Origin of the sequence: Haloglomus irregulare, from assembly GCF_007421925.1 — an archaeon.
Lineage (GTDB): Archaea > Halobacteriota > Halobacteria > Halobacteriales > Haloarculaceae > Haloglomus > Haloglomus irregulare.
This window is the reverse complement of the sequence record NZ_QMDX01000005.1, coordinates 127,126-146,518: the sequence shown is the minus strand read 5'-3', so window position 1 is coordinate 146,518 and position 19,393 is coordinate 127,126. Positions and strand designations below refer to the sequence as shown.

General features: G+C 70.7%; 24 protein-coding genes. 10 read left to right on the top strand and 14 right to left on the bottom strand.

Features of this window, described 5'->3' with window-relative positions; all coding sequences use genetic code 11:
• Nucleotides 1-116: 116 nt before the first annotated feature.
• Complete coding sequence (locus DP107_RS10045; RefSeq protein ID WP_144262029.1) at nt 117-311, top strand: cold-shock protein; 195 nt, start codon at nt 117-119, stop codon at nt 309-311.
• 207 nt (nt 312-518) lie between these two features.
• On the opposite strand, the gene DP107_RS10040 is transcribed toward DP107_RS10045, so the two are convergent.
• Complete coding sequence (locus tag DP107_RS10040; RefSeq protein ID WP_144262028.1) at nt 519-1,910, bottom strand: NAD-dependent succinate-semialdehyde dehydrogenase; 1,392 nt, start codon at nt 1,908-1,910, stop codon at nt 519-521.
• Nucleotides 1,911-2,019: 109 nt separating this feature from the next.
• Between DP107_RS10040 and DP107_RS10035 the strand changes: the two genes are divergently transcribed.
• A complete protein-coding gene (locus tag DP107_RS10035) occupies nt 2,020-2,844 on the top strand; it encodes a potassium channel family protein (RefSeq protein ID WP_238330845.1) in 825 nt (274 codons plus the stop codon).
• Nucleotides 2,845-2,949: 105 nt separating this feature from the next.
• Here DP107_RS10035 and eif1A read toward each other — a convergent pair whose 3' ends face one another.
• Nucleotides 2,950-3,234 (bottom strand): translation initiation factor eIF-1A, encoded by a 285-nt coding sequence (gene eif1A / locus DP107_RS10030; RefSeq protein WP_144262026.1) that lies wholly within the window; start codon nt 3,232-3,234, stop codon nt 2,950-2,952.
• 212 nt (nt 3,235-3,446) lie between these two features.
• Between eif1A and DP107_RS20025 the strand changes: the two genes are divergently transcribed.
• Entirely contained in the window at nt 3,447-3,599 is a 153-nt protein-coding gene (locus tag DP107_RS20025) for a hypothetical protein (RefSeq protein WP_185977262.1), read from the top strand.
• On the opposite strand, the gene DP107_RS10025 is transcribed toward DP107_RS20025, so the two are convergent.
• The 5 genes from DP107_RS10025 to DP107_RS10005 form a co-directional block, all read right to left on the bottom strand.
• The gene (locus DP107_RS10025) at nt 3,596-4,030 is read right to left on the bottom strand and encodes a universal stress protein (protein ID WP_144262025.1); all 435 of its coding nucleotides are present in this window, start codon (nt 4,028-4,030) and stop codon (nt 3,596-3,598) included. The genes DP107_RS20025 and DP107_RS10025 overlap by 4 nt on opposite strands.
• A 58-nt stretch (nt 4,031-4,088) precedes the next feature.
• Nucleotides 4,089-5,192 (bottom strand): sulfite exporter TauE/SafE family protein, encoded by a 1,104-nt coding sequence (locus tag DP107_RS10020; protein WP_185977261.1) that lies wholly within the window; start codon nt 5,190-5,192, stop codon nt 4,089-4,091.
• 302 nt (nt 5,193-5,494) lie between these two features.
• Complete coding sequence (locus DP107_RS10015; RefSeq protein WP_144262024.1) at nt 5,495-5,752, bottom strand: hypothetical protein; 258 nt, start codon at nt 5,750-5,752, stop codon at nt 5,495-5,497.
• A gap of 38 nt (nt 5,753-5,790) precedes the next feature.
• On the bottom strand, nt 5,791-7,428 hold the full coding sequence (locus DP107_RS10010) for a spermidine synthase (RefSeq protein WP_144262023.1): 1,638 nt from the start codon (nt 7,426-7,428) through the stop codon (nt 5,791-5,793).
• A gap of 26 nt (nt 7,429-7,454) precedes the next feature.
• Entirely contained in the window at nt 7,455-8,105 is a 651-nt protein-coding gene (locus DP107_RS10005) for a cupin domain-containing protein (protein ID WP_144262022.1), read from the bottom strand.
• A gap of 117 nt (nt 8,106-8,222) precedes the next feature.
• On the opposite strand from DP107_RS10005, the gene DP107_RS10000 reads away from it, so the two are divergent.
• The 5 genes from DP107_RS10000 to DP107_RS09980 all read left to right on the top strand — a co-directional run bounded on the left by DP107_RS10000 (nt 8,223) and on the right by DP107_RS09980 (nt 12,995).
• Nucleotides 8,223-9,647 (top strand): cytochrome P450, encoded by a 1,425-nt coding sequence (locus DP107_RS10000; RefSeq protein WP_185977260.1) that lies wholly within the window; start codon nt 8,223-8,225, stop codon nt 9,645-9,647.
• 170 nt (nt 9,648-9,817) lie between these two features.
• Complete coding sequence (locus DP107_RS09995; RefSeq protein ID WP_144262020.1) at nt 9,818-10,504, top strand: hypothetical protein; 687 nt, start codon at nt 9,818-9,820, stop codon at nt 10,502-10,504.
• A 34-nt stretch (nt 10,505-10,538) separates the two neighbouring features.
• Nucleotides 10,539-10,763, top strand: coding sequence for a hypothetical protein (locus DP107_RS09990; RefSeq protein ID WP_144262019.1), 225 nt, complete (start codon nt 10,539-10,541; stop codon nt 10,761-10,763).
• Nucleotides 10,764-10,826: 63 nt separating this feature from the next.
• A complete protein-coding gene (locus DP107_RS09985; RefSeq protein ID WP_144262018.1) occupies nt 10,827-11,735 on the top strand; it encodes a CbiX/SirB N-terminal domain-containing protein in 909 nt (302 codons plus the stop codon).
• A 111-nt stretch (nt 11,736-11,846) separates the two neighbouring features.
• Nucleotides 11,847-12,995 carry a DR2241 family protein gene (locus tag DP107_RS09980; RefSeq protein ID WP_394348537.1) on the top strand — a complete coding sequence of 383 codons (1,149 nt, stop codon included), beginning with the start codon at nt 11,847-11,849 and terminating at the stop codon, nt 12,993-12,995.
• Between the two features lie 21 nt (nt 12,996-13,016).
• Here the strand turns inward: DP107_RS09980 and DP107_RS09975 are convergent, their stop codons facing one another.
• The 3 genes from DP107_RS09975 to DP107_RS20020 all read right to left on the bottom strand — a co-directional run bounded on the left by DP107_RS09975 (nt 13,017) and on the right by DP107_RS20020 (nt 14,113).
• Nucleotides 13,017-13,637 carry a DUF7524 family protein gene (locus DP107_RS09975; RefSeq protein ID WP_144262017.1) on the bottom strand — a complete coding sequence of 207 codons (621 nt, stop codon included), beginning with the start codon at nt 13,635-13,637 and terminating at the stop codon, nt 13,017-13,019.
• A gap of 51 nt (nt 13,638-13,688) precedes the next feature.
• Nucleotides 13,689-13,883, bottom strand: a complete 195-nt coding sequence (locus tag DP107_RS09970) for a methytransferase partner Trm112 (RefSeq protein ID WP_144262016.1) — start codon at nt 13,881-13,883, stop codon at nt 13,689-13,691.
• A gap of 86 nt (nt 13,884-13,969) precedes the next feature.
• Nucleotides 13,970-14,113 (bottom strand): hypothetical protein, encoded by a 144-nt coding sequence (locus DP107_RS20020; RefSeq protein ID WP_185977259.1) that lies wholly within the window; start codon nt 14,111-14,113, stop codon nt 13,970-13,972.
• A 60-nt stretch (nt 14,114-14,173) separates the two neighbouring features.
• On the opposite strand from DP107_RS20020, the gene DP107_RS09965 reads away from it, so the two are divergent.
• Nucleotides 14,174-14,800, top strand: a complete 627-nt coding sequence (locus DP107_RS09965) for an MBL fold metallo-hydrolase (RefSeq protein WP_144262015.1) — start codon at nt 14,174-14,176, stop codon at nt 14,798-14,800.
• A 33-nt stretch (nt 14,801-14,833) separates the two neighbouring features.
• Here the strand turns inward: DP107_RS09965 and DP107_RS09960 are convergent, their stop codons facing one another.
• Both DP107_RS09960 and DP107_RS09955 read right to left on the bottom strand, forming a co-directional pair.
• Nucleotides 14,834-15,241, bottom strand: a complete 408-nt coding sequence (locus DP107_RS09960) for a universal stress protein (RefSeq protein ID WP_144262014.1) — start codon at nt 15,239-15,241, stop codon at nt 14,834-14,836.
• Nucleotides 15,242-15,305: 64 nt separating this feature from the next.
• Entirely contained in the window at nt 15,306-16,127 is an 822-nt protein-coding gene (locus tag DP107_RS09955) for an ATPase (RefSeq protein ID WP_144262152.1), read from the bottom strand.
• Between the two features lie 114 nt (nt 16,128-16,241).
• On the opposite strand from DP107_RS09955, the gene DP107_RS09950 reads away from it, so the two are divergent.
• Entirely contained in the window at nt 16,242-17,504 is a 1,263-nt protein-coding gene (locus DP107_RS09950; RefSeq protein WP_144262013.1) for a DNA double-strand break repair nuclease NurA, read from the top strand.
• 4 nt (nt 17,505-17,508) lie between these two features.
• On the opposite strand, the gene DP107_RS09945 is transcribed toward DP107_RS09950, so the two are convergent.
• Both DP107_RS09945 and purD read right to left on the bottom strand, forming a co-directional pair.
• The gene (locus DP107_RS09945; RefSeq protein ID WP_144262012.1) at nt 17,509-17,853 is read right to left on the bottom strand and encodes a DUF7113 family protein; all 345 of its coding nucleotides are present in this window, start codon (nt 17,851-17,853) and stop codon (nt 17,509-17,511) included.
• Between the two features lie 171 nt (nt 17,854-18,024).
• A complete protein-coding gene (gene purD, locus DP107_RS09940; RefSeq protein ID WP_144262011.1) occupies nt 18,025-19,341 on the bottom strand; it encodes a phosphoribosylamine--glycine ligase in 1,317 nt (438 codons plus the stop codon).
• Nucleotides 19,342-19,393: the final 52 nt, after the last annotated feature.

Below are 19,393 nucleotides of genomic sequence, written 5' to 3'. Positions count from 1 at the left end.
GGACACGAACTATTCGAGAACAGTACAGTACGTCGTGTGCGATCGTCACACGGATTCGGTTATTACTGGACGTATACACAACCCTTATACGGGGTGGCGGTCTCCGTTCATTCGCAATGGCAAACGGCAAGGTTGACTTCTTCAACGACACGGGCGGTTACGGTTTCATCACGACTGAGGACTCCGACGACGACGTTTTCTTCCACATGGACGACGTTGGCGGCGACGATCTGACCGAAGGGCAGGAGGTCGAGTTCGACATCGAGCAGGCCCCCAAGGGCCCGCGCGCACAGAACCTCGTCCGCGCCTGATTCGGACCACCATCGCCGCAAGGCGATAACACTACACGTTCTCCCGGAAGACCACCTACCGAGCGCCGCTGCGGGCCGTGTCGTGACCGGCCGCGGCCCGGTGGCTCGGCGAGCGTGTCCGGACGCTCTCGGACCGCTTCGGGACGACCATCAGGTCGGAAGCGAGGGGGGCCGCGCTCCGGGTCCCCGTCGGGGAGTGAGCCGCCGTCAGTCGGCGGTGTCGCCGTCGGTCAGGCCGTGGTCCACCCAGACCGTCTTCCGGTTCACGAACTCGTGGATGCCGTGATGTGAGAGCTCCCGACCGTAGCCCGAGTCCTTGATGCCGCCGAACGGCAGCCGCGGGTCGGATTTCACGTACTCGTTGACGAAACAGCAGCCGGCCTCGAAGCCGCGGGCGAACCGCTGGCCGCGGTCGAGGTCGCTCGTCCAGACGCTCGCCCCCAGCCCGAGGTCGGAGTCGTTGGCGACCGCGAGCGCCTCGCGCTCGCTCCCGACCTCGATGACCGCGGCGACGGGGCCGAAGGTCTCCTCGCAGGCGGCCGCCGCGTCGGCCGGGACATCGGTCAGGACCGTCGGCGGGTAGTACGCCGCCTCGCGGTCGAGCGGCTCGCCGCCCAGCACCAGGTCGGCGCCCGCCGCGACCGAGTGTTCGACCTGCTCGTGGAGCTCGTCCATGAGGTCCGGGCGGGCCATCGGGCCGACGTCGGTGGCCTCGTCGCTCGGGTCACCCACGGTCAGGGCCGCCATCGCGTCCACGAACCGGTCGACGAACGCGTCGTGGACGTCGGTGTGGACGACGAACCGTTTGCCGGCGATGCAGGACTGGCCGTTGTTCTGGACCCGCGCGGTGACGGCCTTCTCGACGGTCTCGGGCAGCGGGGCGTCGTCCAGCACGACGAACGGGTCCGAGCCGCCGAGTTCGAGGACCGTCTTCTTCAGCTCCCGGCCGGCGCGCTCGGCGACTGCCCGGCCGGCGGGCTCGCTGCCGGTGAGGGTGACGGCCCGGACGCGGTCGTCCGCGATGACGTCGTTGGCCGTCCCCGAATCCACGAGCAGCGTCTGGAAGGCACCCTCCGGGACGCCCACGTCGCGGAGCACCTCCTCGATAGCGAGCGCACAGCCGGGGACGTTGGAGGCGTGTTTCAGCAGGCCGACGTTCCCGGCTGCGAGGTTCGGTGCCACGAAGCGGAACACCTGCCAGAGCGGGAAGTTCCAGGGCATCACCGCCAGGACCGGCCCCAGCGGCTCGTAGCTGACGAGCGTGTGGGCGTCGGGCGCGGTGCCGATGACCTCGTCGGCCAACTGCTCGTCGGCGCGTTCGGCGTAGTAGTCACAGACCCACGCGCACTTCTCGACCTCCGCGCGGGCCTGGTCGATTGGCTTGCCCATCTCGCGGGTCATCAACGCGCCGTACTCGTCGACCCGGTCCCGCAGCACGTCGGCCGCCCGCTGTAAGTACCCACAGCGGTCCTGGACGGTCCGCTCGCGCCACGCCGAGTAGCGCTCCTGGGCCCGGTCCAGCGCCGCGTCGACCTCGGCGTCCGTGTGCTCCGTGTACGTCGCCACCACCTCGCCCGTCGCCGGGTTCCGTGATTCCATGCCTGACCCCTTCGCCCGCATCCGGCTAACCGTTTGCGTCGCGGGAGGCTCGCGGGGGCGACCGGACGGACCGGTGGGATATACGTGGGACGCGGTCGTCCGGCCGGTAGTGGCGTCGCCGCCGTCGAGCCTCCGTGGGACCGTCCGGTTCTACCTGCTGGACCACCGCACCCGGATCGGGAAGCTCATCGATGTGGCGCTGCTGGTGCTGAACCTCGTCTTCGTCGTCGTGCTGGTCGCCGAGACCTATCCGCTCGGTCCCGAGACGCGGGCGCTGCTCCGGGGTGCGGAGGTCGCTATCGGACTGACGTTCCTCGTCGAGTACGGCCTCCGGCTGTACGGCGCCGAGTCGCGGGTCGAGGAGGCCACCGACCCGTACACCGTGGCCGACCTGCTCGCGGTTCTGCCGACGCTGGTCGTGGCGGTGGTGCCCGGTGCCGGGCTGGCCATGGAACTCGGGTTCTTCCGCGTGCTCCGGGTGGTCCGGGTGCTCCGGTTCTACCGGTTCACCCGCGACGCCGAGTTCTTCTTCGGGACCGTGTCGGACAACACCCTCCGGTCGCTGAAACTCCTGCTGACGGTGCTGGTCGTCTTCTTCAGCTCGGCGAGCCTGTTCTACGCCGCCGAGCACGAGGTCAACCCCGCGGTCGACACGTTCGGCGATGCCTTCTACTACACCGTGGTGACGCTGTCGACCGTCGGGTTCGGCGACGTGCTGCCGACGACGGCGGCCGGCCGGTGGGTCACCATCGTCTCCATCCTCGGCGGCATCATCGTCATCCCGTGGCAGGCCGGCCGGGTCGTCAGGGAGTGGGCCGGTCGCGACCGGGTGGACGTGACCTGTCCGGACTGTGGGCTCACGGGCCACGACCGCGACGTCTCCCACTGCAAGGCCTGCGGCCACGTCATCTATCAGGAGTACGACGGTGATTAGTCGACTTCGTTGGCAGTAACCGAGATATATCTACGTTTATGACGTATCGTACGGTACTGCAGGAATATCCGGCGAGAGGTCGGAGACGCGGTCGGACCGCCGCTACTACTCGATGTGGCCCTCCTGTCGGAGCTGCTCGGCGTCCTGCTCGTCGTAGCGCCACTCCACGTTTGCCTTCTCGTCCTGCCAGTCCCACGGCTCCACGAGGACCACGTCGCCCTCGTTGATCCAGACGCGGTACTTCATGCGGCCGGGGATGCGGCCCATCCGGTTCTTTCCGTCCTGGCACTGCACCCGGACGTGGTTGCCACCGTTGTGTTCGGTGACGACCGCGAACATCTCGTCGTCGTTGGGCATTCGGAGGTTCCGACGCCCGCTCTCTTCGCTCATACCGATAAGTAAGCCATCACGCCGTATAAGCGTCCTGATGCGCGCGGTAGCAGGGGAAACGGACGGGACCCAGACCGGGAGCTGTCATCACTGACTCTCCCGAGCTACCGCCGGGGACCACTGCGGGGTTATCGATGTGTCTCACCGCCACGAGGTGGCAGTTCCGGGGAACGTCACGAAGATTTATATTATACCGTGTGAAAGATCAACACATGAGTTACGAGCAACAACCCGACAGTGGGGACGATCAGGGCCCCGGTGGGGTGGTCAAGTTGCTGCATCGGCTCGGCGAGCGGGTTCGAACCCATGCGGTGACCTGGCCGGAATACTACGTCGATATGCGCCTCGATGCTCGCACCGACTAGTCCTCGACACTCGCGGTCAACACCGGTACTGGCGACTTCCTGACGACCTCTTCCGTGACGCTACCGATGAGGTACCGGTCGAGCCCGGTCCGCCCGTGCGTAGCGACCACCACCATGTCGATGCCGGCATCGTCGATGTAGCCGAGGATGCCCTCTGTCGGCGTCCCCTCCTGGATGGCTCGCTCGACGGCTATGGCGCCACTGAGCGCTGCAGCAGCCTCGTCGATAGCCTCCTTTGCGCGCTCGCGCTCGCGCTCGGCCCACGCATCAGGTGCCAACCCGCCGGAGGGACTCTCGAAACGGTTCCGGGTGTCAACAACCGAGAGGATGTGAACCGTCGCGTCGTACGTGGTCGCTAGCTCGTTCGCGTGCCGTATCGCCGATCGGGTGGCGTCGCTCCCATCTGTCGGGAGGAGGAGCGTGTCATACATGTACCGAAGTCGGGTGCCGTGTCTCAAAAGGAACGTGGTGGCCGGCGGCCAGGAGGAATCAGCTCCCGAGACCGAGCCTCAGGCCGACCCCGCTGGCCGCCATCAGGAACAGCGCGACGGCGATGACGGCGAACAACCCGCCGACACCCTTCTTGATCGTGCCCGTATCCAGCGTGTTCGAGACGTACGGGGCGATCTGGCCGCCCGTGACCGTCGCCGGGACGGTCCAGACGACTATGTTCCACGGCGTGCTGGCGAGGCTCAAGGAGTGCCCACCGACGAAGCCACCGCCGAAGACGTGGACCAGCGAGGCGAGGATAGCCGTCGTCGCGACGATGATGTGGTTCGTTCCGATGGCGACCCTGACGGGCACCTCCGTTCGGAGCTGCGATATGATGCCCAGCTCGCCGGAGCCAAACCCCGCCAGCCCCTGGAAGGTGCCCCCGACCGCGTAGTTCGCGAAACGCTCGATGTAGCCACCCCGGGTGTACCGGTAGTTGTCACCCTCGCGGTCGACGCGAGTAACGTTCCCATCGGCGTCTGTCTCCACGCCAGCGGGGCCGAGTTTGTCGTCGTCGTTCGGCAGTTCCGGGCTCCCACCGTCGGTCGCGGGCTCGGGGTCGCTCTCGCTGCTCGGCTCCTCGTGACCCAGGTCGGCCCTGAACAGCAGGTACGACGCGGCCAGCAGCGCCCCCCCGAGCGCGAGGTGGAACAGCGGCTCGGGGATGATGAACGAGAGCAGCGCGCCTCCGACGACGAACGGAACGGAGCCGCCGACGATGGTGAGCGCGAGCCGCCGGTCGACCAGCCCGTACTGGATGAAGGCGATCGACGAACTCGACAGGCCGAACGACTCGCTGATGAGCCCCACCTTCACGATGGTCTCGGGCTCCAGCGGGAACGCCAGCAGCGGGAAGATGAAGATGAGGAACGGGACGAACAGCGCCGACCCGCTGATGCCGACCGTGTTGACGATGGTCGCACCCATGAGGAAGAAGACAGAGAGCCACCAGTACTCGAACCAGTAGCCCCCGCTCACGTCACCCGTCGGGGCGAACAGGTAGACCCCGCTGACGAACAGGACCGGTGCCAGGAAAACGAACACGTGCTGGTACTTGAGGAACGACTTCTGGACCCGGCTGGAGGAGGGGGGTTCGATCATCGTGTGCCCCCCGCGACTCGCAGCAGTCGTTCGACACTCGATGTGGAGTGGCCGGTCGACGGGCCGAACCGGTCCGGTCCTACAGAGCAGGGACTCACCAGCAGTCGCCGTGTGATGGGCATTTAGTGGAACTCACCCTCCGGGGAGCGGCGGAACCGTTCATCGGAACCGACCAGCCACGAACCTGCGACCATGGCTATCTGCCATTTGGTACTTGGGTATAAAAAGAGCTTCCGTTGTGTGGTGCCGTGCGGCTCCGAATCACGGTCCAGTGCGTGGGTAATACGGGAGATCCGGCGTGACTAGAGCGACGACGCGGTCGAGGGGCCGTCCCGCGAGTCCTCGGAGTACGCGTGGCGCAGCTCCTCCTCGAAGACGAGGCGGGTCGCGTGTCCACAGTAGGGGCACCGGAGCTCGGTCACCGCCTCGACGGTCCAGCCGTCGAGGAGCCCGATCTCGCCGCCCCGCACCCGCTCCTCGAACGGGCGGCCGCAGTCGTCGCACTCGATGCCCGTCAGCTGGACGTACGCGATGTTCTCGATATCGAGCTGCTGTACCACGGATGCGCCGGTTGGCGAGCGACCGTCTTAAAGCTCCGTCAGACGCCCGCCCCACGGGCGGCAGCGGGCTCCAGCCCGACGTTCCGAACCGGGGGGTCGAGGGCCGGCGACGGCGTGGCCGTTCCGTTGGTCGGCGCGCGCTGGACGACGTAGCGCTGCCCGACCATCGGGTCGAGCAGGCTGTCGACCGGCGCGCGGTCGTCCCGGAGGACGGGGACGTCGTCCGTCGGCGGCGGCTCCGCGCGGAGTCGGTCGATCTCGCGGGAGAGGTCGGTGCCGATGTCCCGGCGCTCGTTGCGCGCCCGGAGCGTCCCGGCGTCCACGCGGGTGCCGTCCTTCGTCGCGATTAGCTCGAGGTTCTGGACCGTCGTCCCGCCGACCGTCGGGAAGGTGTACACCTGCGGATACACCTGCGACAGCGTCCGGTACTCGGCACGGTAGAACTTCGAGGCCGGGCCCGACTCCGCGGAGATGACGTTGGCGTACAGCATCCCGTCCGCCGAGAGCCGGGATTCGGCCAGCTCGAAGAACTCCACCGTGGTCAGCTGGAAGGGGACCTTGTCCTTCTTGTAGGCGTCGAGGACGATGAGGTCGTAGGTGTGGTTCGTCCCCCGGAGGAAGCGCCGCCCGTCGCCCTGGTGGACGTTCAGCTGCGGGTCCGACGGGTCGAGGGCGAAGTAGCGCTCGGCCACGTCGATGACCTCGGGGTCGATCTCGACGACGTCGACGGTGGCATCGTACTCCGCGACGAACCGCTTGGGACCGGAGAACCCGCCGCCCCCGACGAACAGCACCCGGTCGATGTCGTCGGGGTCGTCGGCCAGCAGGTACGGGAGGTGGAAGTAGCGGGTGTAGCCGAAGACGTGTCGCGTCGGATCGTTCACGTCCATCGCGCTGTGGGTCTGGTCGTCGAGGTAGAGGGTGCGGGTGTCGTTGAGCTGTGTGACCTCCAGCTGTTGGTAGGAGGTCTGGCTCTCGTAGAGCACCCGCCCCTCCGCGGCGACGCCGAAGGAGCCGCTGGCGGCCGCCACCACCAGCAGGGCCGCCACCCCGAGCGACCGCGCCGTGAGCCCGGAGAGCGGCGGATAGGTGAGGTAGACGGCGGTGCCGACCAGCAGCGCGCCGAAGACGAAGCCGATGTGCGCCACCGACAGCGTCGGGATGAGGACGAACGTGGTGCCGAAGGCGCCGAGGATGCTCCCGACGGTCCCGACGGCGTACACCTGGCCCGAGGCCCGTCCGACGCCCTCTGTCTCCGCCAGCTCCGCGGCGTACGGGCTGATGTAGCCGAGGAGGTAGGTCGGCGGGCCGAAGAGGAGCGTGACCGCCGGCAGCGAGGCGAACCGGGCGGGCAGGGGTAGCCCCGACAGCGCCGTTATCATGAGTTCGCCGGCGAAGACGATGCCCGCGACGTAGGCGGCCGTCGCCATCAGCAGCCAGGCCATCCGGTCGGTCGAGGCGTCCGCCGCGGCACGGCGGCCGCCCCGGTGGTAGCCCAGCGAGAGCGCCGCCAGGAAGACGCCGATGATGGTACCCCAGGTGTAGATGCTGCTCCCGAACTGGGGCGCGATGATGCGCCCGGAGAGGATCTCCAGCCCCATGCTCGCGACGCCGGAGACGAACACCGCGATGCCGGCGTCGGAGACCGCCGAGAGCCGCCCGCGGAGCGCGCTCATTCACCCAGCGTTGGGGGAGCCCCGGATTAAGCGTTCCCCGACCGACCCGGCGTCTCCTCGCCCTCGCCGCCCGCCGCCGATCCGGCCACCCCCTCGGGGGCGTGTTCGCGCCAGAACGCCTCGTCCGTGTAGCGCTCGTAGGTCGCCTCGTAGCCCAGCGCCCGCCCGACCGGTCCCAGCAGGTCGCCGAGGGCCCGCTGCACCGGGTAGGGGACGTCCGCGAAGTAGGTCTCGTCGAGCGTGGCCTCGGCCATCACCGCCGCCTGGAGCGGGCTCGGGCGGCCATCGGCGTCGGTCTTCCCCTCCGCGGCGAGGCCGAACAGCGTCGCCACGACCTCGCCGAGGCGCTCGCTCTCGGGGAGCGTCCGGACCCGGATACGGACCACCTCGTCCGTCCCGTTCCGGAACGCGTGGGCCGTCCCCGGCGACACCCACAGGTCCGCGCCCGGTTCGACCGTCCGCTCGCGCCCGTCCACCGTGAACGTCGGGCGCCCGGCGAGCACCTCGAACCGCTCCTCGATGCGCGGGTGGATATGTGCGGCCGGCCCCTCGGCCCCCGGCCGGAGGACCACCTCGGCACCCTCCCGCCCGTCGGCGAACTCGCGGATGGTGACCCCCGTGACCGGGTTGTGGATGGCCCGTGGCGCGTCGCCCCCGTCGGCGTCGGCATCGCTCATGGGACTATCACGGGCGGCGACGGCATGTGGATTTCGTCGACCGCCCGACGACACCCGTCCCGCCGCCCGGGCGTCGTCCCCCGAAACCCACTAACCCCTTGCCCACGTCGTAGACGTATGGCACGCGAACTCCCGACGCCGCCCGAGGCGGGCCTGGTGAACGCCTTGCGGTTCGGGACCCAGACGTTCCGGTTCCTCGAGGGAGTGCAGTCGCGGTTCGAAGACGCCGTCTCCATCCCCGTCGCCGGCGGGGGGTCTCTGGTGCTCGTGACGAACCCATCGCTCGTCCACGACGCCCTCTCGCGCCCGGAGGACTTCCCCCGCGTCCCCGCGCAGGGTCCCTCGTCGATGATCTCCGAACAGGGCCTCGTCCAGAGCGAGGGCGACCTCTGGCGCCAGCAGCGCGAGGTCATGGGCGACGCCTTCGCCGGCCCCGCGGTCCGGTCGTACGGCGACACCGTCGGCCGGCGGGTCGAGGAGCTGACCGACGAGTGGCGGACGGCGCTGTCCGGCGGCGACGGCCCCACGACGGCGGCCGACGGCGGTACCGCCGCAGCGCCGACGGGGGGACGGCGGGCCGACCCTGTCAGCGGGGAGCTCTCGCTGAACCTCCACCGCGAGATGACCTCCATGACCTTCCGCGTGGCCTGCGAGGCTATCCTCGGCGAGACGGTCGGCCGCGGGCTGGCTGACCGGTTCTACGAGTGGATGGCGGTCGCGGGCGAGGAGTTCGAGTTCGACGCCACCACGGCGGCGCCGGAGTGGCTCCCGACGCCGGTCTCGGCCGAGTTCGACGACGCGGCGAACGGCGTCCTCACGCTGGCCGAGACGATGATCGAGCGGCGACGCCGGCAGCTGGCGGACGGCACGCACGACTCGATGGACATGCTGACGCTGCTGCTGCTGCGCGAGGACGACCCCGAGGTCGACTACCCGCCGAACCAGATCCGCGACGAGGTGGCCACCTTCCTCATCGCCGGGCACGAGACGACGGCGCTGTCGCTCAGCTACACGCAGTCCCTGCTCGCGTGGCATCCCGAAATCCGGGCACGCGTCCGCGAGGAGGTGCGCGAGGTGGTCGGGGACGAGACCCCGGCCTACGAGCACTACGCCGACCTCGAGTACACCGGGCAGGTGTACGCGGAGGCGCTCCGGCTCTACCCGCCGGCCTGGGCGGTGTTCCGCCGGACGACGGAGCCGGTCGAGCTGGGCGACTACCGTGTCCCGGCCGACGCGGGCGTCATCATGCCGCAGTGGTCCATCCACCGCGACGAGCGGTACTTCGACCGGCCCGACGAGTTCGACCCCTCGCGCTGGGACGACCGACGGCCCGAGGCCGTGGAGGCGTACTTCCCGTTCTCCGTCGGCCCCCACGCCTGCATCGGACGGCAGTTCGCGCTCACGGGCGCCCGGATGGCCCTCGCGGGGATCGTCCGGGAGTTCGACGTCGACGTCCCCGCACACGGGCTCGACGACCTCCGGGCGACGCCGACGCTCCGGCCCGGCGACGGCGTCCCCTCGACGGTCCGGTTCGCGGAATAGCGTCCGAAACCCCCGACCGATCGCGTCCGCTGTCGAATATGCGGTGAGATCGGGTCGCTTCGAACGAATCGGTCGGACAACCGAGAAACCCGGCAGTTACCGGTCCGGAGGGCCCGTCGCTCGGTCAGCGGCGTCACAGCCTACTTCATCTCCGCCGGCGAACGGAAGCCGTGGTCGCCACCGAGCCCATCGTCGCGGCGGTCGTCGCCGCCCTCGCGATCTCGATGCTGCTCGTCGCCGTCGGAGCCGGGTACGCCGTCTCCCGGCTGTTCGGTCTGAACAGTTCCCTGGCGGCGGTCGGCCAGGCCCTCGGCGTGAACCGCTGGGCGGCCCTCGGCCCGGCGGTCGGCGGGCTGGCCGTCCTCATGTTCGTGGAGTTCCGGACGGACCTCCCTGCCGACGGTGAGCCCGGGTCGCTGGCGGCCGACATCGCGACGCTGGGCGTAATGACCGGCGCGTTCGCGCTGGCGGTCGGCATCGGGAGCCTCCCGGACTACCGGCGGGTGCGGCGGACCACGCCTGCCATCGACGCCACCGACCGTGGCGGCACCGACCGGGTAACGGTCACCGGGACCGCCGAGGCGTCCAGCGGCGAGACGCGAGCGCCGCTCAGTGGCGAGCCGTGTCTCGCGTGGGCCGTCCGGGTTCGGGAGCACCGCGGAATCAGCCGGCGCGGGATGCGCGGCCTGGTCCACGACGACCACGGCGGCGTCCGGTTCGCGCTGCGGGACGGGCCGGGTACAGGTCGACCCCCGGACGCTCCCGCTGGAGGGCTGGACCACGTCCATCGGGACCACCGGCGACGCCTCGTGGCGCGCGAGCGAGGGCCTCACCGAGCGGGTCCGAACGTACCGTGACGAGCATGACCTCGGCGCCGGCCCCGACAACCGGGTGTACGAGGAGCGGCGGCTGGTGGCGGGTGACGAGGTCACCGCGACCGGGAGCGTCGAACGCGCGGACGGCCTCGACGCGCTGGCCGGCGACGGGTTCATCCGCGCGACCGAGGCCGAGAGCCTCCGCCGGCGGCTCCGGCGGCGCGTGCAGGCCGGCGCTGCCGGGGCGGTCGTGCTCGTGGCCGGGGCCGTCGGCCTGCTGTTCGTGACCGGACTGGCATGACGGCACGATTGCGCTCGCCAGTAGGGCGACACCCCTAAGCCCGCGACGGTCCTCGGTACAGCCATGAGCCAGGCGCTGGTGATCGTCGCCCACGGGTCGCATCTCAACCCCGAGTCCAGCACGCCGACCTACGACCACGCCGACACGGTCCGCGAGGTCGGCGCGTTCGACGAGGTCCGGGTCGGCTTCTGGAAGGAGGAGCCACACTTCCGCGAGGTGCTCCGGACCGTCGACGCCGAGGAGGCGTACGTCGTCCCGCTGTTCATCAGCGAGGGCTACTTCACCGAGGAGGTCATCCCCCGCGAGCTCCGGCTGGAGGACTGGGACGAGGCGGCCTGGGACTCCGACGGCACCAGCGCCACCTCCGTCACCCTCACCGCCACGGACACGGGCCAGCGGGTCCACTACTGCGGCCCCGCCGGCACGCACGACGCGATGACCGACGTCATCGTCCGGCGCGCCGAGAGCGTCACGGGCGACCCCGACGTCGGCCCGGGCTTCGGGCTCGCGGTGGTCGGCCACGGCACGAAGCGCAACGAGAACTCCGCGAAGGCCATCCAGTACCATGCCGACCGCATCCGTGAGCGCGGCCGCTTCGACGAGGTCCGGGACCTCTACATGGACGAGGACCCGGAGGTCGACGACGTGACCGACTTCTTCGAGACGGAGGACGTCATCGTAGTGCCGCTGTTCGTCGCCGACGGCTACCACACCCAGGAGGACATCCCGGAGGACATGGGTCTGACCGACGACTACCGGACCGGCTGGGAGACGCCCGCCGTGGTCGACGGGCACCGCATCTGGTACGCGGGCGCCGTCGGGACGGAGGCGCTGATGGCCGACGTGCTGCTGGAGCGGGCCGCCGACGCCGGTGCCGACGTGGGCGACGCCGTCCAACGAGTCCGGGAACTGACGCGGGTGGGCGGCGAGAGCGCCGATCGCGACGCCGGCGCGCCCACGGCCGACGACTGACCGGCCGCGCCCCGTCCCGCGGTCGACCGGTTCGACAGCCTTCTTGACGGCGCGGCTCGTAACGGTGGGTATGCCAGACCAGCGACGCCGAGCGACGACGGGGGTGCCGGCGTGAGCGCGACCGACGGGCCGGCCGCGGACGAGCGGGTGACTGTGAGCGACGAGGCCGTGGCCGCGCTCGTGGCCGCGGCCGAGAACGGCGGCGTCGACTTCGACGGCCTACGGGCCGTCAGCGAGGGCGACGGCTACCGGTTCGAAACCCCGGAGATGACCCGGGCGGGGCTCACGGAGTCGGAGTTCCGCGACGCCTGCACCAACCACCCGGAGTACGTCGACAACTGGTACTTCTTCGAGGGCGGCGACCGCTCGCCCGCCGACCGCGCCTTCCTCCGCTGGCTGGAGGACGGCGATGCCGAGTCCTGGGACGTTCCCACCCGCTACGACGCGCTCCGCGAGGGCGTCGCCCGGTCGTGGGGCCAGGTCGCCGTGACGGCGATGCTCGGGGCCGGCGGGCGCCGCTACGAACTCCGCCACGAGGACGACCTCGGCACGCCACTGCCCGACCTCGAGCGCCACGAGGACCCGCTGGCGGCCCGGGACCTCGTCAAGCACGACGACCGCGGCCGGTACCGGCCGCTCAAGACTGCGCCGTCGCTGCCGACCGGCTGGGCGTTCGTCGGTCTCGACGGCCGGGCCTGCACCCGGGCGCTCGACCTGATCTACCCCGCCACCGTCGCCAACTGGCACCTGGAGCGCGAGGGGGACCTGGACGTGAACCACTGGCGCGAGACGATGGAGCGCCAGTCCGGCATCTACAGCGTCATCAAGACCTGGGACCGCGGCGAGGGGTACGAGCACGTCAACTGGGTCGCGGAGGCCTGCTGTGACGACTCCCAGTGTCTGAAGCGCCGCGAGTGGGGATACGACGACGAAACGGAGCTGGACGTCGATGGCGGGGACGGCGAGTTCCCCTGCCGGGAGCCCTGCTCGCTGGTCGTGGCCGCCGCCCGGAAGTGGACCCGACTGGAGGGCCAGCAGCCCCGGACATACGAGTTCGAGCTGACGCCCGGCGAGAAGGAGCAGGTCGAGGCCATCATCGACGCCGTCGCGGACGGCCGGGTCGACGACATCCGCGAGGCCGACATCTACGAGGGGGGCAACCGCTACCGGACCCGGTTCCTCCGCGCCAAGCGGATGGACGACACCGGCCGGCTCTGTGGCGTTCCGACCGACCCCGAGGAGGGCTCCGAGGACGACTGACCCGGCGGGCAGCCACCCGCTTCAGGTCGCCAGCAGGTAGAGCGCCGCCAGCACCGCGGCCGCGACGGCGAACCCGCCCGTGGCGATGTCGGGGCCTCCGGCGGGCAGAAGCGCCATCCCACCGAGCAGCACGGCCACCAGGCCGAGGACGGCCGCGGGGAGGAGTCGCAGCAGTTCGCGGCGGTCGCCCAGCCCACCGTCGGTGGGGCCCCCCGAGCCGGCCGGGCCCGCCATCGCCGGACCGCCACCGGCGCCGTCGGCGGCCGCGCCGGTCGGCTGCGACAGCTCCGGGTCGACAGTCACGGGCTCGTCCACGTCGACGGTGATGTCGATATACTCCGTCTCCTGGCCGTAGGCGATGGCCACCTTCAGCCGGCCGGAGACCGGCTCGTAACCGTCCGGCCTGGAGACGTGCACGGGGACGGGGCGGCGGCTGCCGCCGGGGACGTGATGGTTGTCCGTCCCCAGTCGCGCCACCTCGGAGAGGGCATCGTCGAGGTGGAGGTGGACGTGCGTGTCCTGGCCATGGTTCCGGAGGTCGACGGTGAACGAGCGGTCCACCGTCACCGAATCGGGGACCTCCAGCGAGCGCATCCCCGTCCGGTTGATCTCGACCAGGAGTCTGTCGGACGCGTCACTCACGCGACTGGGGACTCGCCGCCGGGAGGAAAAGCTGTCGACGGTTCACCCGGCTCAGGCCGCGGCCTCGTCGCGCATGTCCGGCGGCAGCAGGTTCGGGATGCCGTCCTCGATGGGGTACTCCTCGCCACACTCCGTGCAGACGAGCCGACCCTCCAGGATCTCCGCCTCGTCGCGACGGATAACCTCCAGCTCGAGGTCGTGCTTGTCCAGCGGACAGCAGATGATATCCATGAGGTCTTCCTTCATGCGTCCGCGTTCGGGGGACCGGTGCAAAAACGTGCCGGGTGGCACCGACGGGACCCGCTCTATGGCCGCCTCGACGGCGGCCAGCGTCACCGGACGGCCCGCGCCGTGGTACCGCTCGCCCCGGCCTCCGTCGCCACTCGTCGCAGCAGCCGGTCGATACGGTCGGGCGTCGCCAACGGGCCGTCATCCCCGACGAGCGACCGCCGAAGCGTGGTGTCGCGGGTAGGCATCTGTCGGCAGGGGCCCGGCGGACTCGCAAACGCCTAACCGCCGGAGCGACTACGGACGGTATGATCCGCAATCTCGCCGATGGGCAGCGGGGGTTCACCAGCAACGCCTTCCTGGTCACGGGACGGTCGGTGACGAGCGACGGGGACGCGGTCGAGGACGACCCGGGCGAGGGCCGTCGGGTCCTGGTCGACCCCGGGAGCGAGTTCGACGTCGTTGCGGCCGTCGAGCGCCACGTCGACGACCTGGACGCGGTCGTCCTCACCCACACCCATCCGGACCACGTCGGGAACACCGAGGCGGTCGTGGAGGCGTTCGACGTCGACGTCCGGGGGTTCGACCCCGGCCACCGGCTGGTCGACCATCGACTCGCCGACGGCGACACGGTCGAACTCGGCACCCACGAGTACGACGTGCTCCACACCCCCGGCCACAAGGAGGACCACGTCTGCCTCCACTCGCCCGACGCGGGCGTCCTGTTCGCCGCGGACCTCGTCTTCGCCGGCGGCAGCTTCGGCCGTACTGACCTCCCGGAGGGCGACCGGGACGTTCTCGTCGAGAGCATCGACCGCGTGCTCGAGACCGTCGGTCCCGGCCTCCGTGCGATGCACACGGGCCACGGGCCGAGCGTGACGGACGACCCGTACAGCGACATCAAACTCTCCGCGCGTGCCGCGCGGCGGATGTAACCGCCCCAGACCGGATGGCGTCGGGCGGTGTCGCTACGACGAGGGCGCCTGGTACTCCTCCAGCGGCACGAGGGTGATGGGGCGCGTGACCTGCTGGAGCAGCGAGTGCGAGACGCTGCCGAAGATGACGCGCTCGGTCCGGGAGTGACGGCGGAGCGCGACCACGATATGGTCGGCGTCCGCCGCCTCGGCGGCGGCCGTGAGCTCCTCGGCCGGCGGGTTCCCGCGGTTCACCTGCCGGACGGTGACCTCGGTGCGGTCCCCGAACCGCTCCTCGAACAGCGCCAGGGCGGCCTCCCCCGCCTGGTGTGCCTCGACATCGTTCGTCTCCTGTACGTTGATGACCTCCAGACGGTCGTCCGGGCCGACCTCGGGGTCGAGATGGTCGCAGATGGCCTCGCTCGCCGGTTCGCCGTCGGTGCCCACGAGGTACGTCACCATGGCCCCCTGTTACGACGGCCCGGGCATAAATCGCCCGGCAGTTCGCCGCCGTAACGGCCCCGGCTCAGTCGAACGCCGTCGCCAGCAGCGCCTCGTAAGCCGGGGCGTAGGCGTCCGCGACGGCTCCGGGGTCCTCGCGCTCCGCCCCCGTCAGCGCCGGGAGGCCGACCTGCGCCCGCGGCTCCAACAGCCCGACCACGTGCTCGACCCGCTCCTCCAGCCGACCCTCGTGGGCGCTCCCGGAGGCCACCTCGCAGGCGTTCGCGTACCGCTCCCCGCCGTAGATACGGGCGCGGCGGGGTTCGACCACCGCGACGGCGTCCGGCACGAACCCCTCCAGCGGGCGCGCGATGTCCGCGTACGACTCGACGACGGCGCGCTCTGCGGCCGCGACCTCCTCGGCGAGCGCCGCCATCGTCGGGACGTGGAGGTCGGCCATCGCGGCGTTGGCCGCCTCCAGCGAGTCCACCCGGCGGGCGTTCCCGAGCGACAGCGACTCCACGACGCCCGGCGGGAGGTCGGCGGTGTCGTTCACCACGAGTTGCGCCCCGCCGGCGGGAGGGTCGCCGACGCGGTCGACGAGGAACGCCCGTCCGTCCTGGCCGAGCAGGCCCGTCCCGGCGCCGGGGACGGGCGCCCAGAGGCGGTGGACCGGGTTGATGGCCTCTGGTCGGCGGTCGCCCGGCGCCGCCGCGGCCAGGCGCCTGGCGTCCTTCCCGTAGAGCCGGCCGTCGGCGACCGCGTGGCGGACGTCGTCGTGGTCGAACCAGTAGTCGTTGCCCGCACGGGGCTTGTAGCCCGTCGCGCCGGTCTCCGCACAGAGCCCCGTCGAGAACGTGGTCTTGCCGGCGTCGACGCGGTCCCCGCCGGCGACGAGCAGCTTCATGTCCCGGCGTCGGCGGTCGTCGAACATAGCCGCCACGGTCCGTCGGCGTGCCCGGGCCTCCACTTCCACCGGGCTCTCGGGGCCTTCTTGTGGCTCGCCCGCCGACCGGGGAGTATGACGCTGGACCCGGTCCATTTCAAGGCCATCACGCGGCTCGCGGGCCGGGTGAATCGGGAGGACGCCGAGGCGGACCACCGGGACTTCGCGGAGACCGTCTGGCAGGAGTATCTGGACCCGCTGTTCGCCGACGGCGAGGTGGTGCTGGAGCCCGTCGGCGAGCGCCGGCGGCGCCGGGTGGACGCCGAGACCATCGCGCTCACCGAGGACCCGTTCCCCACCCGACACGGCCTCGACTCGGGGACCATCAACCCGACGACGTTCAAGAACGGCCTCGTCGTCGACGTGGCCCAGGCCGCCATGAGCGCGGTCCCCTCCGACGTGGACCTACACCGCGGCCGGACCATGGTGACTGCGGTCCACACGAACGACGCGACCACCACCTTCGAGGAGGACTGGCGGATGGACGACGAGGGGTACGTCCGCGGTCGCGTGTTGCACGTCCCGCGCGTCGACCGCACGGTGACGCCCGTCGTCCACGAACTCGCGCTCTACCTGGCGGAGATCACCCACGCCAACCGGAACCGCGAGGTCGTCGACGACCTGCTGGTGCTCGACGGGCCGGTCTACCCGAAGGGCCTGCTGACGTGGGCCGAACGGGACCCCGAACTCCAGGAACTCCTGGCCGCCGAGGAGCAGCCCCAGCAGATCATCGAGCGGTACGTCGACATGGTCGAGCACTTCGCCGACCGTGGCGTCCCGCTCATCGGCTTCGTGAAGACGCCCGTCTCCCGCCAGGTGACCCGCACCATCCGCGAGAAGGAGGGGTCGGCGCCGTGGGTCAACGACGCCGCCTTCTTCTCGCAGGTGCTCGCCCCCGACCCGCCCGGCACCGGCGCCGCCGACCGCGACACCTCGGCACTGACGTTCACCAACTGGTTCGTCTCCCGCGGTGGCACGGACGGAGCGCTGTCGGCGCTGTCGGTCCCGTACGACATCGAGCGCGAGCGCGACCCGGCGGACTACGAGGTCACGTTCTGCATGCTGTACGACCCTCGCACCGACACCGTCTACCGGGTGGAGTCGCCGGCGGTGTTCACCCGCGACCCCGAGCTCCGCGAGCGGCTCACCCGGCACGTCCTCACCGCCGTCGCGACCGAGCGGGGGCCGCCGCTGGCGGTGCGGAAGGCCGACCAGCTGGCGCGCATCTCCCGGCGGGAGACGGCCGCGCTCCGGGAGGCCCTGGAGCGGGCCTTCGACTCCGAACTCGACACGAACTACGGCGACGAGCGGGCGGCGAAGTGGGGGCTGGACGGGTAGGCCGTCACTGCTCCGGCGGCTCCGCGCTCCGGATGACCTCGATCTCCACCTCGGCCTCCGGGATGCCGACCCGCGCGAACTGCGTCCGGAGGTGCTCCTCTGCGGCCTCGACCGCGCGTTCGCGCGTCTCGAACCCGCGCGGCATCGGCGTCTCGAAGGCCACCCGCACCTCGCGGTCGCCGAGCTGCTGGACCTGGCCGCCGGACTCCACCTCGTAGAAGGCGTCGCAGACCCAGACGTACGGCGAGCCGTCGTCGGGCGCGCCCTTGAACGTGGGCGCGTCCTCGCCGCGCTCGTACAGCGTCCCCGTGAGCGCGGTCCCCCCGGCGTGCCCGCGGATGAGCAGCATGACCGGACCTACGGCGGCGGGTCGTATAACCTCCGCGCCGGCCGGCGGGGGTATCGAGCAGGGTGGCCCGGCTGGCTGCGTCGACGGTGGGTCGAGGGCGGAATTGCGGACGTACCCTCGGCATTGTGGATGAGCCTGCCACGTTGACCGGATATCGACGGTATTACCGGGTTACCGGCCGCGGAGTTCGTTCATGTGGTCGATGCGCTTCTGCAACAGGTCGGCCGTGCCGATGTCGTGTCGGACGCGGAGTCCCTCCTCGCCGGCCTCCGCGAGCGCGGTCGCCGCGAGTTCCTCGGCCGCGGCGATGTCGTCGGCGATGCCGACGACCCCGAACGAGCGCGAGGTCGTCGTGTAGACCCCGTCCTCGCGGGCGTCGACGCTGGCGTAGAACAGCCGCGCGCCGGCCTCGGCCGCCGACTCCTCGTCGATGCGGACCGGGGCGCCGGCCTCGGGGTCGGTCGGGTAGCCGTCGGGGACGGCGTACTTGCAGACGGTCGCCTTCGCCTCGAACGCCAGCTCCGGCAGGTCGGCGCCGGCGCGGGCCTCGCGCAGCAGCTCCACGAAATCCGTCTCCAGCACCGGCAGCGTGTTCATCGCCTCCGGGTCGCCGAAGCGGGCATTGAACTCGACTACCCTCGGCCCGTCCTCGGTGAGCATGAACTGACCGTAGAGGATGCCCTTGTAGTCGGGCATCGCGTCGACCACGGCCTCGATGACGTCGACGGCGGCCTCGTAGTCGGCACCGGACATGAACGGCAGCTCGAAGCAGGCGTCGGTGTACGAGCCCATCCCGCCGGTGTTGGGTCCTTCGTCGCCCTCGTAGGCGCGCTTGTGATCCTGCACGGCGGGCGAGGTGCGAACGCTCCCGTTGGCGACGAACGCCTGAACGGTGAACTCCTCGCCGACGAGCCGCTCCTCGACGACCCACTCGTCGTAGTCCGACTCGCGGACGTAGTCGACGGCCTCGTCCCGTGTGAGCTGGTCACCGGTCACCCGGACGCCCTTGCCGCCGGTGAGCCCGCGGGGCTTGACCGCCACGTCGCCGTCGACCGCGGCGACGTGGTCGGCGGCCGCGTCGGCGTCCTCGAACGTCTCGAACTCGGGACAGCCCGGGATACCCTCCCGTTGCATGAACTCGCGCTGGAACCGCTTGTCCGTCTCGATGCGTGCCTCGGCGGCCTTCGGGCCGAACGCGTAGACGCCGGCCTCGTCGAGCGCGTCCGTCACGCCGGCCTGGAGCGGCGCCTCCGGGCCGACGACCGAAAGCGTCGCGCCGACCTCGCGGGCCACCTCGACGACGGTCTCGGGGTCCGTCTCGTCGTCGACGACGCGGTAGGCCTCGGCCAGCGCGTCGATTCCGGGGTTCCGGTTCGAGGCGCAGGCGTACAGCGACGCGTCCGCGGCCCGGTCGACGGCCCTGGCGACCGCGTGCTCGCGCCCGCCGCCGCCGACCAGCAGGACTCGCTCGTGCTCGCTCGTGCTCATGCCCGTGACGGAGCGCGGGTCCCCCCTAAGGGTTGCTTTCCCGCCCGCACAC

Coding starts and splice junctions, on each gene's coding strand:
- DP107_RS10045 (WP_144262029.1), top strand. CDS start 117: ATGGCAAACGGCAAGGTTGACTTCTTCAACGACACGGGCGGTTACGGT.
- DP107_RS10040 (WP_144262028.1), bottom strand. CDS start 1,910: ATGGAATCACGGAACCCGGCGACGGGCGAGGTGGTGGCGACGTACACG.
- eif1A (WP_144262026.1), bottom strand. CDS start 3,234: ATGAGCGAAGAGAGCGGGCGTCGGAACCTCCGAATGCCCAACGACGAC.
- DP107_RS20025 (WP_185977262.1), top strand. CDS start 3,447: ATGAGTTACGAGCAACAACCCGACAGTGGGGACGATCAGGGCCCCGGT.
- DP107_RS10025 (WP_144262025.1), bottom strand. CDS start 4,030: ATGTATGACACGCTCCTCCTCCCGACAGATGGGAGCGACGCCACCCGA.
- DP107_RS10020 (WP_185977261.1), bottom strand. CDS start 5,192: ATGATCGAACCCCCCTCCTCCAGCCGGGTCCAGAAGTCGTTCCTCAAG.
- DP107_RS10010 (WP_144262023.1), bottom strand. CDS start 7,428: ATGAGCGCGCTCCGCGGGCGGCTCTCGGCGGTCTCCGACGCCGGCATC.
- DP107_RS10005 (WP_144262022.1), bottom strand. CDS start 8,105: ATGAGCGATGCCGACGCCGACGGGGGCGACGCGCCACGGGCCATCCAC.
- DP107_RS10000 (WP_185977260.1), top strand. CDS start 8,223: ATGGCACGCGAACTCCCGACGCCGCCCGAGGCGGGCCTGGTGAACGCC.
- DP107_RS09985 (WP_144262018.1), top strand. CDS start 10,827: ATGAGCCAGGCGCTGGTGATCGTCGCCCACGGGTCGCATCTCAACCCC.
- DP107_RS09970 (WP_144262016.1), bottom strand. CDS start 13,883: ATGAAGGAAGACCTCATGGATATCATCTGCTGTCCGCTGGACAAGCAC.
- DP107_RS20020 (WP_185977259.1), bottom strand. CDS start 14,113: ATGCCTACCCGCGACACCACGCTTCGGCGGTCGCTCGTCGGGGATGAC.
- DP107_RS09965 (WP_144262015.1), top strand. CDS start 14,174: ATGATCCGCAATCTCGCCGATGGGCAGCGGGGGTTCACCAGCAACGCC.
- DP107_RS09960 (WP_144262014.1), bottom strand. CDS start 15,241: ATGGTGACGTACCTCGTGGGCACCGACGGCGAACCGGCGAGCGAGGCC.
- DP107_RS09955 (WP_144262152.1), bottom strand. CDS start 16,127: ATGAAGCTGCTCGTCGCCGGCGGGGACCGCGTCGACGCCGGCAAGACC.
- DP107_RS09950 (WP_144262013.1), top strand. CDS start 16,242: ATGACGCTGGACCCGGTCCATTTCAAGGCCATCACGCGGCTCGCGGGC.
- DP107_RS09945 (WP_144262012.1), bottom strand. CDS start 17,853: ATGCTGCTCATCCGCGGGCACGCCGGGGGGACCGCGCTCACGGGGACG.
- purD (WP_144262011.1), bottom strand. CDS start 19,341: ATGAGCACGAGCGAGCACGAGCGAGTCCTGCTGGTCGGCGGCGGCGGG.